Raw genomic sequence first — 12,920 nt, 5'->3', positions numbered from 1 at the left:
ACGCTGGCCCACCGCCCGAACCGCATCGCGGAACTCCGTGCTGAACAGGCGTTTCTGAAGGCGACATTCGGTGAGGACACCGAATTCCTTCCTAGGGAGGAGCTTGCGCGGCTTGGCCTCGATGGCCCGGGCTTCTTCGCCAGCTATTCCAACGCCGGCCTGTTCGCGCCCGGCCATGCCTATGCCTGGTCGTCGCCGGCGGCGCCCAGGATCCTGCTGCGCTCGCTGTGGCGGGGCGACCAGGCGCTGCGTTTCAAATTCACCGCCGACCCGCGCTTCTGGAAGTGGATGTGGCGCTTCTGGGGCGAGTGCACGGCCGAACGCGCCGCGCGCAACACGGTGCGCAAGGTGAAGCTGTGCAACTATTCGCTCTCCGTATTCCACGAGACGGTGCGGCGCACCGGCGTTGCCTATGACGGGCGGACCGGCGGGCTTCTCTACCTCTACCGGTCCGAGGCGGCGCTGGCGGCAGCGGCCGCCAAGTCGCGCATCCTCTCCGACAATGGCTGCCGCATCGAGACGCTGGACCGCGATGGCGTTGCCGCCCGCGACCCGGCGCTGGCCGCCGTGAAGGACAAGCTCGCCGGCGCGCTCTATGCGCCGGACGACGAAAGCGGCGATTGCCGGATGTTCGCGCTCAACATGGGACAGTGGCTCAAGGAGCAGGGTGTTGGCTTCAAGTTCAGCACCACTGTCACGGGATTCGAGAAGGCGGGCGAGCGGATCACCGCCGTGCTGACCGACAAGGGCCGCGAGGAAGCCGATATCATCGTGCTCTGCCTCGGCGTCTATTCCCCGCATCTGGCGGCTGAACTGGGGCACGACCTGCCGGTCTATCCGGTCAAGGGCTATGCCATCACCGCGCCGATGGCCGGGCGCAACAACCCGCCCAGCATCGGCGGCGTCGATGAGGAGAAGCTCGTGGCCTATGCGCCCTATGGCAACCGGGTGCGGGTCACCGCCACGGCGGAGTTTTCAGGCTATGGGCGCGATCACCGGCCCAGCGACTTCGCCGCGATGCTCGCCGCCGTGAAGGACCTGTTTCCGGATGGCGCCAACTGGAGCAAGGCCAGCTACTGGGCGGGGCTGCGGCCCATGACGCCGGAGGGAACGCCGATCCTCGGCCCCTCGCGCATGAAGAACCTGTGGTTCAACACCGGCCAGGGGCACATGGGCTGGACCATGAGCCATGGCGCGGCGCGGGTGACCGCTGACCTGATCGCCGGAAAACGCCCCGCCATCCCCCTTGATGGCATGACGTTAACCAATTGACGCCTATCACATTCCTGCCGTAGTTGCCCGTCATCAGCCGTGGGCAACGATAACAGTCAGGGGTGAGTTCGAGTATGAACCAGGCGTTTTTCGCCCTGGCCGCCAGCGCGGCCATCGCGGTTACGGCGCTGCCCGCCGCGGCCGCCGAAGTCCAGACCGGCAAGGCCTCCTATTACCGGCACGGCAAGTACACGGCCAATGGCGAGCGCTTCAACCCCAGGGATTATACCGCCGCCCACCGCACGCTGCCGTTCGGCACAAAGGTGCTGGTCACCCATGTGCGGACCGGCAAGTCGGTGATCGTGCGCATCAATGACCGTGGCCCGTTTACCCGCGGACGGATCATCGACCTCAGCCTCGCCGCCGCCCAGGCGCTGAACATGACGGCGAGCGGCGTCGCCACAGTGAAGATCGTGCCCCTCAGGAAAGCCGAAAAGCCCTCGGGCGAGGTCGTCCAGCTCCGGTAAGCAGGCTTGTGGCTGTGCTCGTCGCCGGAATTGGGTAATCTGCGCCCAACCGGGGAGGACGCCATGGATGACGGTTCAGCGCCGATAACAGGACGCCGCCTGCGCGACCCGCGCTACGACATTCTGTTCGAGCCGGTGCGCATCGGGCCGGTGACCGCCAGGAACCGCTTCTATCAGGTGCCGCATTGCAATGGCGGCGGCTATCGTGACCCGTCCGCCGCCGCCGAGATGCGCCGTGTCAAATCCGAGGGCGGCTGGGGCGTGATCTTCACCGAGCAGGTGGAGATTCATCACAGTTCGGAAATCACCCCGTTCATCGAGCTGCGCATCTGGGACGACGAGGATCTTCCGGCGCTGACCAAAATGGCCGATGCCATTCATTCGCATGGCGCGCTGGCCGGGATCGAGCTCGCCTATAGCGGCGCCAATGGCCCCAATCTCTATACCCGCGAGGTGCCGCTCGCCCCGTCGCATACGCCGATCCTGACCTTCACCAGCGACCCCGTGCAGGCCCGCGCCATGGACAAAGAGGACATCCGCAACCTCCGGCACTGGCACCGGCTGGCCTACCGGCGGGCCAAGCGGGCGGGCTTCGACATCCTCTGCCTTTATGGCGCCCATGGCTTCGGCATCATCCAGCATTTCCTGTCGCCGCGCACCAACCAGCGCAGCGATGAATATGGCGGCTCGCTCGCCAACCGCGCCCGGCTGCTGAAGGAGCTGATCTCGGATGCCCGCGACGAGGTGGGCGATCGTTGCGCCATCGCGGTGCGCCTGTCGCTCGACGAGCTCGCCGGCGAGGCGGGCTTCTCCAATTCGCAGCTGCGCGACCTCGTTGCCATGCATGCCGATCTCCCCGATCTGTGGGATTTCGCGCATGGCACCTGGGAGGCCTGTTCCGGCACCTCGCGCTTCAAGCCCGAGGCCGCCCAGGAAGAGCTGATCCGCGGCCTCAAACAGCTGACGCCGAAGCCGGTGGTGGGGGTCGGCCGCTTCACCTCGCCCGACCAGATGGTCAGACAAGTGCGCCAGGGCCTGATGGATTTCATCGGCGCGGCCAGGCCATCGATCGCCGACCCGTTCCTGCCGCGCAAGATCGACGAAGGCCGCATCGAGGACATCCGCGAATGCATCGGCTGCAACATCTGCGTCACCGGCGATATGACCATGTCGCTGTCACGCTGCACGCAGAATTCATCCTTCATGGAGGAGTGGCGCAAGGGCTGGCACCCGGAGCGCATCAGGCCGAAACAATCGGACGCGCGGGTGCTGGTGGTGGGGGCGGGGCCGGCCGGGCTTTCCGCCGCGCACAAGCTGGGCTTGAGAGGCTATGAGGTGGCGCTTGCCGAAGCCACCGCTGAGCTCGGCGGCCGGGTGAGCCGCGAAAGCCGCCTTCCAGGGCTCAGCGCCTGGGGCCGGGTGCGCGACTACCGCCAGGGCCAGATCGCCCGCATGGCCAATGTCGGCGTCTACCGGGACTCGCGGCTTTCCGCCGATGACATTCTCGGTTTCGGCTTCTCCCATGTGGCCATCGCCACCGGCGCACGCTGGCGGCGTGACGGCGTGGCGCGTTACAATCTGCTGCCGGTCCCGCTGGATCCGGCAATGCCGGTGTTCACGCCCGATGACATCATGGCGGGCGAGCTCCCCGCCGGCGTGGTGGCGGTCTATGACGATGACCACTATTACATGGCCAGCGTCATCGCCGAGCTGCTGATCAGCAAGGGCTGCAAGGTCATCTTCCTCACGCCCTCTTCGCGGGCCGCCGAATGGAGCTTCAACACGCTGGAGCAGGCGGCGATCCAGGCGCGGCTCCTCGAAGCGGGCGTCGATGTGCGGGTGACGCGCGGCCTGGCCAGCGTTGAGAAGGGCGCGGTGACAGCGCGCTGCACCTATACGGGCAGGCTTGAACGCTTGGCCTGCGATGCGGTGGTGATGGTCACCGCCAGGCTTCCCGAGGACGGCCTCTATCTGGCGCTCGCTGAGCGGCGCGAAGAATGGGCCGGCCATGGCATCCAGTCGGTGAAGGTGATCGGCGACGCCAATGCCCCCGCCGCCATCGCCTGGGCCACCTATGCCGGCCACCGCTACGCCGAGGAGCTTGACGCCGAACCTTTGGGCGATGAACTTCCGTTCCGCCGCGAAATCGCCCGCCTGAAGGACTGACCGCCATGACCAGGCTCAAAGCCGCCATCACCCAGATGGCTTCCGAAAACGACTGGGCCCGGAACTGCGACAAGGCCGAGGCGCTGGTGCGCCGCGCCGTGGCGGAGGGTGCCGGGCTGGTGCTGCTGCAGGAACTCTTCGACGGCGATTATTTCTGCATCGAGCAGCATGCGGCGTTTCTGGCCCGCGCCACGGAGATCGACCGCCACCCGACCGTCAAACGCTTCGCGGCGCTGGCCCGCGAGCTTGGCGTGGTGCTGCCGGTGAGCGTGTTTGAGCGGGCGGGCACGGTGCATTTCAACACCACCGTCATCGTCGATGCCGATGGCCGCCAGCTTGGCATCTACCGCAAGAGCCATATTCCAGACGGCCGCGGCTATCAGGAGAAATTCTATTTCTCGCCGGGCGACACCGGTTTCAAGGTGTGGGACACCGCGGCGGGCCGTATCGGGCTCGGCATCTGCTGGGACCAGTGGTTCCCGGAAGCGGCGCGCGCCATGGCGCTGATGGGGGCGGAACTCCTGCTCTACCCCACCGCCATCGGCTCCGAGCCGCCGAACCCGGATTATGATTCCTCCACCCACTGGCAAAACGTGATGCGCGGCCACGCGGCCGCCAACATCATGCCGCTGCTGGCCGCGAACCGGGTGGGCCGCGAGACCGCCCCCGACGGCCGCTTCGACATCTTCTATGGCCGTTCCTTCATCGCCGACCATCAGGGCGAGAAACTCGCCGAGATGGACCGGGTGGAGGAAGGGATAAGGCTTGCGGAATTCGACCTCGCCGCCATCGCCGACCTGCGCCGCTCCTGGGGCCTGTTCAGGGACCGCCGCCCGGAACTTTACGGCGCACTGCTGACGCTGGACGGAAGGAACAAGAGTGCGGTGGGGTGAGGGGGTGTGGTAGGTGCCGGTGGTGACTGACTTTCCACCTCTAGCCTCAATACTGGTGCGCTGGCCTCAAATGATCACGCCGGTCCGGACGCTCTGCCGATGGCCTAGGCGGTCAGATAGACACCAACTCAGATCATGCCGCGGATGACAGCTCTGCTGCCTCAAGGCAGCAAAGCCGTTTCCATGATCAGCTGGCTGACGCCAAGCTCACTATCGCTTGGCAGTGGCGTCTTCAAGGCTCAGATGCTGCATGAAATACCACTTGCCATCCGGACGCTTGACGCATCCATAGATGGCTTTTTGGGTATTGATGAGCCGGTCATCCGCAAGGTGTCTTAGAGTGGTCTGAATCGTCGCAAGATCATTGGCGTAGAACTCGACTCGCTGTGAATCGATGACAGTCTTGTTGACGCCGGTCTTGGGGCCGAAAGACCCGCTGTAGAGCTTTACGATCTCATCAAGATTGCTGATGATCCCGATCTCGGTTTTCGTATTATTGCGATTGAAAACGAAGAAGCTTGGAAAAATCCAGAATTCTCCAAGCCGCGACAGCTCATTCGCCTGACAGGCATCGCAGTAGGCGCGGTACCTTCCGATAATATCTTGTTCGTCTTTTGTCATAGCTGTTCTCCTCTGGTAGGTACTGAGTGGATTTACAACACGGTTCCGCTGCCGCTTAGTAAGCGGAGCGGCTTTCTCCAATATCCGTCCGATAGAGTCAGGCGCCCAGCGATGCGATCCAACGCAGGGCCTTGATGCCGGGCATGAAGCAGTACTCGCCACCGCGCAGCGTTACGAATTGCGGAACGCCGTTGATCCGCCGGCGCAATGGCTTCTTTGGAATGGTAAACTGCGCGTCAGGCCCGTTGTTTCCAACCATAGGGTCTTGTTCATTGCCAAGATGGACGAAGTCTCCATTCGCGATCCATTGCGATTGGACAAACTCGAACTGGCGGCCAAGATCCGTCCCAATCAGCAAGAATACACCCCCACGCTCGGCCCCGTCGTCCTCGAAGACACCTTCCGGAAGGGGATGGCCGAAATTGGTTCCGCGGCGGATGAATTTGTGGAGCTTCACATTGACGATGTCGTTCTTGAGCGCATCGCGAGGGTTGATCCGCCGGATATGGGCGCCCGCCGGACACAGGAGGCCGCGCTCATCGTCAGAGTAGCTAAACCGGTCATTGGCGACATTGTCCTGCCCCAGCTGCGGGTTGTCCGTTTCAGGAGCCAGAACCAGCGGTGCGCCACTGCGCCAGCGGCCTACCATTTTTGCCGCTAGAAGCTCCTCCTCTTCAGGGGAATTCGAATTGTCGCGCAAGAAGCGCCGGAAACTGGCGACGTTCGCCTGGTACATCCGTATCGCAGCAAAAGAACCGTTTAGCCTCAACGCTTCAGGAACGGGCGTTTGAGCGACCTTGCCGAGTTCGTCTTCGTAACCCAGCAGAATCTCTCCTGCTTTCAGAGGAGGCTCAACTTCCTTGACGGCGGCCGCCTGCGGCGCCGCAGACGTTGGGCCCTGGCTGGCGCTTTCGGCGGTCCCTTCAATCGGGGGATTATGCAGACCGTCGCGGTACCCGAATGGATTACGCCCGCCCGGGAGTTCGCTGAAGTTCAAGCGATAAAGAACCTCAATTCCAGGCAACCCTTCGTGTACTGTGCGTGCAAGGCTTAAGCACTCTTCCAGCGAAGGAGCATCTTTCGCATAGATCGCCAGTGCAACATGGACATCCTTGGATCCGAAAGGGGTTAGCCAATGTTCGGGGGCGTTTGGCCCCGTATCATGCAAGACGTTCGCACGGGCTGCCATTCCTTGTTTGAACTCGTCGGGAAAACTGTCGAGGGAGTCCTGTGGAAGGCCCAGGGCCGCCAATCCGCTATATGTGAACACGATGCCAAGCCATCCCATGTAGCTCGGCTCCCACCAGCGGCTTGCCGACGCGACATGAGGGATCAGCCTTCCCACCATTGCACGGCCTTGTGCAGCGTCATTAATCTTTAAGACGATGTACTGGCCGCAATAGGGAGAAGGCCGCGGGCGTAAAACCGTCGCCTGCACGTCATTCAGGTCAACGGTTTGCGAAGTTGACGGCATGATATGTACTCGCGCTAACGGCCGTTCAGCTCTTACCGCCGCCGCGATAGGAGGGATCGGGCGCCGCGCCCGCCGCAGGCCCCGCGATCTTGGCGAAAGGACAGCTACGCCAGCCGCCTGAGCGATCAGCGACGGAGGCATCGTAAGCGCCACGCCGGGCTTCGATGATCGGATCGTCGGTCAGCTGAATACCATCGGTGATCCGGGTAGGATCGTGTTGCATGACCGGATCGCCAATTTCTTCCACTGAAGTCCTTGCCACCAATTCCAGTTTACCCACGGCAACGCGTTTACGCCCCTCTGGCCAGAGCGCCGTAGGATCGTCAAGCGGATCACCCTCTTCTCCGATCTCCAGTTCCAGAGTGAAACGGACAGGCCCTTTCTTGATCCGCTCTTGCATTTCGGTGAACAGATAATCGCGTGGAAGCGATTGTTGTACTTCGACACTTTGCCCTTCGACGCCGTCTTCCGGCACCCAATGATATTTGACATGCGTTACGTCGCCCTTCTCGTTCAGGAAACGGAACACATGAACGGCGTTATAGATATTTTTGGAAAAGCTGACCGGCGCGGGGATTTGCTTGCGTAGCGCCAGGGCGGCGGCCATGCTGGGAATGGACGAGATATAGGCGTGAGCTTTTGCGTCGTCCTTCTTCCCTGTGACCGGGTCCGGTTCGATTGCTTCAATCAAACCCACCAATTCATCTACAGTCTTGGCGACGAAGGAGACGGCGTTGAGGGCAATCAAATCGGTAACGCGCCCTGTGGGCAGATAGAACTTCGTGGCCATTCCCGCGGTCGTGCTCGGCGGCGCATCGGGATTGCCACCCCCACCAGAGAAGCGCACTGTCGCTGGCACCGGCTGCTGAAAATGCATTGCGCGGGTATATTTCTTTGCCTCGGGGATCGGCGTAAAAGTCCCGCGATAGATGTCGCCCACGGCATGAAACGCGCGGTAGGTGGGATGAAATCCGAACACGCCATGGATTAGCTTTACGATCTTTTCAGATCGATCATATTGACTCGGAACCATTTGTGGAGCTCCTTCTATTGCTATTGTGATGTTGAAAAATGCGCCGATTTCATCCGGCGCCATGCAAAGCGTTTAGCTCTGTGCGGCGTCCAGCAGTTCGTTGAAGGTCTTGAACACCTTGCCTGCGCGGGTGATCTCGCGAACGGTGAGATCCGGATTTGATGCATACCAGAGCTTGGCTTCGATCTGATACTTCTCGATAAATGCAACCGCATCTGGAGAACCAAGGCCCGGGAACCCTTCCGCGACACCAACAAACATATGGTCGATCCAGGGCGTCGCGAAGTGGATCACGTCCATCACGTAGGGCTTGAAATCATCGCTGTAGGTCGCTGCGAACAGAACATGCGTGTCACCGATCAGCGCCACCCGCAAATCATGAACTGTTCCGAGCTTGCCTTCCCAGTAGGCGGCCTCTGCCTGCAGTTTGGGAAGCCGCTCCTTGAATATCTTCGCGCCATCCTTGGTTAGGGGGGCGATCAGGGTGAATTCAGCTTTCTTGCCGATCCGCAGCCCGGTTCCCTCAAGTTGCCGGAATGGTTCCTGTTTCCATTTCGCAATTTCCGTGGGGTCGACAGACGGATCGATTGTTGTGTTGGGGTCAGCCATGTTGAAACTCCATATTTTGACTGCTACACTTTTGGATTTTAATTATGTCAAACTAGCACTCGCAGATCGTGGCCGGACTGCGTTATGATGATTGTTTGAAGCCATGTCTTGGCCAATCCGATGTGCAGATGTGCCAGTGTGAAAGCTGGGATACAGTGCGGATGTGATTGCTTCACGCCATGCTTGGTCTTCCGGCACATTCACAATGCGGGTGAGAATTGTCGCTCTTAGCGATGAACAACGGGCCATCCTGACGACGCTCGCGCGCGCCGTCTCTCAGTCCACCATGCCCAATCACGCGTCTCGACGCATTGAACGTGGCGTTTGCTGACAGGAAACGCATGGACTTTTTTCCGATGCACCTCATTTAGCTATCTGTAGTTGAGGAATGAATATGGGTCAAGGGCAAAATCCAGCCTGGCGCCAAAGACAATCTATGGTGCCTTTCACAGCGATGTTGTGAGGCATCACAAAATGGCTGACTCGCGGCGTTGCTGACTCAGACTGAGCACGGAGCTCGACGTATGGGCGAGAACAGTCTGAAACAGGTCGCAATTCGACTTGTTTTTGCTCGGCTTATACTCGTGTTGTCGCAATCGCTTCAGAGCGAGTTGTGTAAGACAGGTAATGATCTGACCTTCGCTGCACACCGACGAGGCTGGGGCGGGACCAATTGGTGTTGCCGCCGGTAAGGACCTTATCGCTTGCCGTCTGCATCTCATTGATCGTGTCGAGCCAGGTTCGCCGGCCGTCGACAGGCCATTGACCGTCGAGGCGCAACCCCATCTCCACCTCCTATCGGGGCGGCGTGGCAACTCTGGTCCTGGCGTCCTACGGATGGGCTAACTGTCAGGTGAGCATCATCTCAGTTCAGATAGGTCCACTCCCACCCTCTTCCCGGTTTCTGGACAGCCAGCCAGTGTTCCGTCTAAACTCCCCCAAAACACTGAAACCGCAGGGGAGGAACCATGGCGGCCAAGAACAATTTCCCGAAGCTTCACAATGCGATGTGGCCGGGGCTCGTGGGCAAGGGGCCGGATTCGGAGCCGCCCATCGATCTCGACACCATGATCGCGCTCACGGCCAAGGCGGAGGTCGATGGCGTGAAGTTCGATGGTATCGACATTTTCCATGCTGCGCCGCACACCAACATTGATTTCAGCGATGACGAGGCAAAGCAGCTGGCTGACAAGGCCGCCCGCCACAAGCTGGCCATCGGCTCGATCGTGGCGCCGGTCTGGCCGCCGGTGGGCGGCGGCTCGGCCATGGGCTCGGCCGAGGACCGCAAGAAATTCGTGGCCAATGTGCGCAAATCCTGCGAGCTGGGCAAAAGGCTGCGCGAGCTGGGCGTGCGCAGCTATGGCGTGATCCGCATCGATTCGGCTGCAAGCCCCGCCGACTGGGCCAAGGACCCGGCGGGCAACACGAAGCTCATCGCCCAGACCTGGCGTGAGGCCTGCGACGTTGCCAAGGATTATGGCGAGCGGCTGGCTGCCGAGGGCGAAATCTGCTGGGGCGGCATGCACAGCTGGAAGGCGATGATCGACACGCTGGAACAGACCGACCGCCCCGGCATCATCGGCTTCCAGGCCGACATGGCGCACACGCTGCTGTTCACCATGGGCTACAACGCGCCGGAAGCCGCCCTGCTCCCTGAAGGCTTCGACTGGAAGGACAAGGCGGCGCTCGACGCGGCGCTGGTCAGGATGACTGATGTGCTGCGGCCCTGGACCATCGATTTCCACGTCGCCCAGAACGACGGCACCGTGAAGGGCATGGGCTATCACGACAAGACCGGCCGCCACTGCATGGTGACCGATCCCAACGGCCGGCTCGACATCACCAAGCATGCCGGGCTGTGGCTGCGCAACAAGGATGGCTCGCTCACCAAGGCCTTCAAGCATATCTGCTGGGACGGCTGCATGTTCCCCAACGAGGTGATGATGAAGCAGCAGACCTGGAACGACATTCTGGGCGCCATGATCAAGGTGCGCGACGCGCATGGATGGGCGGGCTGAAAATGACCAGGAAGACGCTCAATATCGGCATGGTGGGCTATGGCTTCATGGGCCGCACCCATTCCAACGCCTTCGCGCAGGCGCCGCATTTCTTCGCGCTCGATTACCGCCCGGTGCTGAAGACGATCTGCGCCCGCAACGCCGAAAAGGCCAGGGCCTTCGCGGAGCAATGGGGCTATGAGTCCAGTGTTACAGACTGGCGCCGCCTGATCGACGACACGTCGATCGACCTCATCGACATCGCCAGCCCCAATGACACCCACATGGAGATCGCGCTTGCCGCCGCCGCGGCCGGCAAGATGGTGATGTGCGAGAAGCCGCTGGGCCGCTCGGCCGCCGAATCCCGCAAGATGGTGGAGGCGGTGGAGCGCGCCGGCGTGCCCAACATGGTGTGGTACAATTACCGCCGCGTGCCGGCGGTGACGCTGGCCAAGCAGCTGATCGACGAAGGAAAGCTGGGCAAGATCTTCCACTATCGCGCCAAGTTCCTGCAGGACTGGACGATCTCGAAGGACCTGCCGCAGGGCGGCCAGGGCCTGTGGCGTCTCGATGTCGGCGTGGCGGGTTCGGGCGTCACCGGCGACCTGCTCGCCCATTGCATCGACACCGCGATGTGGCTCAACGGCTCCATCTCGACGGTCACCGGCATGACCGAGACCTTCATCAAGGAACGCCACCACAACATCACCGGCAAGACCGAGAAGGTGGGAATCGACGACGCCAGCCTGTTCCTCGCCCGTTTCGACAATGGCTCGCTCGCCAGCTTCGAGGCCACCCGCTATGCGCGCGGCCACAAGGCGCTCTACACGCTCGAGATCAACGGCGAGCACGCCTCGATCTTCTGGGACCTGCATGATCTGCACCGGCTGCAGTATTTCGACCACCGCGACGAGGGCCGCACCCGCGGCTGGCGCTCGGTGCACATCACCGATGGCGACCATCCCTACATGAACAAATGGTGGGTCCCCGGCCTGCAGATCGGCTATGAACACACCTTCATCCACCAGGCGGCGGATTTCATCGAGGGGTTGAGTTCCGGAAAGCCGGCCGCTCCCACCTTCCGGGACGCCCTGGCCACCGATCTGGTCACCGATGCCGTGCTGCGCTCGGCGCAATCCGGCCAGTGGGAGAACGCCAAGGGCTGAGCCGTTCGGCCCGTGGCGGCATTTCTGTCAGGCGTCTTGCAAATTGCGGAAGACCGGCTAGTCTCGTTTTTGGAACAAGAGCCTGAAATGGCCGAAGCGACAGGGAAAGTTAATGGCGGGGAGTAGCGTGCCGGCACTGCGTCTGACCGGGATTTCCAAATCCTACGGGAAGGTGCGCGCGCTGAACAATCTGTCTTTCGAGGTGCCCGAGGGGCGCTTCTTCGTGCTGTTCGGGCCCAGCTCGGTCGGCAAGACGACGACCTTGCGCGCCATTGCGGGCCTGGTTGCCACGGACGCCGGCCAGCTTGAAATCCAGGGCCGGGATGTGACCACGGCGCCGATTGCCGGGCGCGGCGTCTCCATGGTGTTCCAGTCCTTCGCGCTTTATCCGCATCTCACCGTTTATGAGAATTTCGCCTATCCGCTGCGCGAGGAGAAAGTGGCGCGCGAGGAGATCGACACGCGCGTCAAGGAAACGGCGGCGATGCTGAAACTCTCGCACCGGCTGGAGCGCAAGCCCAACACGCTGTCGGGCGGCGAACAGCAGCGCGTGGCGCTGGGCCGCTCGCTGATCCGCCGGCCGCGCATTCTGCTGCTCGACGAGCCGCTGACCAATCTCGACGCCAAGCTCCGCCATGACATGCGCGCCGAATTGAAGCGCCTGCACCGGCAGTTCGGCATGACCATCGTCTATGCCACGCCGGACGAGCTTGAGGCTTTGTCGATGGGCGAGGAGATCGCGGTGATGCGGGATGGCGCCGTCGTCCAGCGCGGCACGCCGGATGAACTCTATGAGCGTCCCGTCGACACCTATGTGGCGGGCAAGATCGGTTCGCCGCACATGAACATGGTGAAGGCCACGCTGGCGGCCGACCTGGCGAGCCTCGATACGCCGCTCGGCAAGCTTGTCAGCGCGCGCAAGCTCAACACCGGCAGTGCCGGCGAGGCTGCCATCGTCGGCATCAGGCCCAGCGACCTGCGCCCGGCGGTTGCCGGCGAAACCGCGATGGCCACGCGCGTTCACCTCATCGAGCCGCTGGGCGATGTCACTGTCGTCTCGGTCGAAGCCGGCGGAGAGACGTTGCGCATGGTTCTGCCGGAGCAGAGCGCCACTGGCCTGAAGCCGGGCGACGAGATGCCGGTTACGTTTGACTTGAAAAAGATCCACATCTTCCGTGCTGCGACCGGCCAGGTGTTGACCTGACGTGCGCAGCCTGAAGCC

The 12,920-nt window shown here is 62.1% G+C and carries 11 protein-coding genes; 7 read left to right on the top strand and 4 right to left on the bottom strand.

Annotated elements, in window-relative coordinates; translation table 11 throughout:
* From ACKOED_RS12130 to aguB, 4 genes are all read left to right on the top strand, one after another.
* A partial coding sequence (locus ACKOED_RS12130) for an FAD-dependent oxidoreductase (RefSeq protein WP_408916853.1) occupies positions 1-1,272 on the top strand: 1,272 nt, incomplete at its 5' end.
* A gap of 74 nt (positions 1,273-1,346) precedes the next feature.
* Positions 1,347-1,739, top strand: coding sequence for a septal ring lytic transglycosylase RlpA family protein (locus ACKOED_RS12125; protein ID WP_408916852.1), 393 nt, complete (start codon positions 1,347-1,349; stop codon positions 1,737-1,739).
* Between the two features lie 63 nt (positions 1,740-1,802).
* Positions 1,803-3,905 (top strand): NAD(P)-binding protein, encoded by a 2,103-nt coding sequence (locus tag ACKOED_RS12120; protein ID WP_408916851.1) that lies wholly within the window; start codon positions 1,803-1,805, stop codon positions 3,903-3,905.
* A 5-nt stretch (positions 3,906-3,910) separates the two neighbouring features.
* Positions 3,911-4,798, top strand: coding sequence for an N-carbamoylputrescine amidase (gene aguB / locus ACKOED_RS12115; RefSeq protein WP_408916850.1), 888 nt, complete (start codon positions 3,911-3,913; stop codon positions 4,796-4,798).
* Positions 4,799-5,008: 210 nt separating this feature from the next.
* Here aguB and ACKOED_RS12110 read toward each other — a convergent pair whose 3' ends face one another.
* The 4 genes from ACKOED_RS12110 to ACKOED_RS12095 form a co-directional block, all read right to left on the bottom strand.
* Positions 5,009-5,419 carry a hypothetical protein gene (locus ACKOED_RS12110; RefSeq protein WP_408916849.1) on the bottom strand — a complete coding sequence of 137 codons (411 nt, stop codon included), beginning with the start codon at positions 5,417-5,419 and terminating at the stop codon, positions 5,009-5,011.
* Positions 5,420-5,516: 97 nt separating this feature from the next.
* Entirely contained in the window at positions 5,517-6,893 is a 1,377-nt protein-coding gene (locus ACKOED_RS12105; RefSeq protein WP_408916848.1) for a Dyp-type peroxidase, read from the bottom strand.
* 25 nt (positions 6,894-6,918) lie between these two features.
* On the bottom strand, positions 6,919-7,989 hold the full coding sequence (locus ACKOED_RS12100) for a catalase (protein WP_408916847.1): 1,071 nt from the start codon (positions 7,987-7,989) through the stop codon (positions 6,919-6,921).
* 9 nt (positions 7,990-7,998) lie between these two features.
* Positions 7,999-8,535, bottom strand: coding sequence for a hypothetical protein (locus ACKOED_RS12095; RefSeq protein ID WP_408916846.1), 537 nt, complete (start codon positions 8,533-8,535; stop codon positions 7,999-8,001).
* A 968-nt stretch (positions 8,536-9,503) separates the two neighbouring features.
* On the opposite strand from ACKOED_RS12095, the gene ACKOED_RS12090 reads away from it, so the two are divergent.
* From ACKOED_RS12090 to ACKOED_RS12080, 3 genes are all read left to right on the top strand, one after another.
* Positions 9,504-10,553: a sugar phosphate isomerase/epimerase family protein gene (locus ACKOED_RS12090; RefSeq protein ID WP_408916845.1), complete on the top strand. Its 1,050-nt coding sequence runs from the start codon at positions 9,504-9,506 to the stop codon at positions 10,551-10,553.
* Between the two features lie 2 nt (positions 10,554-10,555).
* On the top strand, positions 10,556-11,698 hold the full coding sequence (locus ACKOED_RS12085; RefSeq protein WP_408916844.1) for a Gfo/Idh/MocA family protein: 1,143 nt from the start codon (positions 10,556-10,558) through the stop codon (positions 11,696-11,698).
* 127 nt (positions 11,699-11,825) lie between these two features.
* On the top strand, positions 11,826-12,902 hold the full coding sequence (locus ACKOED_RS12080) for an ABC transporter ATP-binding protein (RefSeq protein WP_408916843.1): 1,077 nt from the start codon (positions 11,826-11,828) through the stop codon (positions 12,900-12,902).
* The last annotated feature ends 18 nt before the right edge of the window (positions 12,903-12,920 follow it).

This window comes from Aestuariivirga sp., from assembly GCF_046093005.1.
Lineage (GTDB): Bacteria > Pseudomonadota > Alphaproteobacteria > Rhizobiales > Aestuariivirgaceae > Aestuariivirga.
Note: the sequence above shows the minus strand (reverse complement) of the source record. Positions and strands in the feature narration are given on the sequence as shown.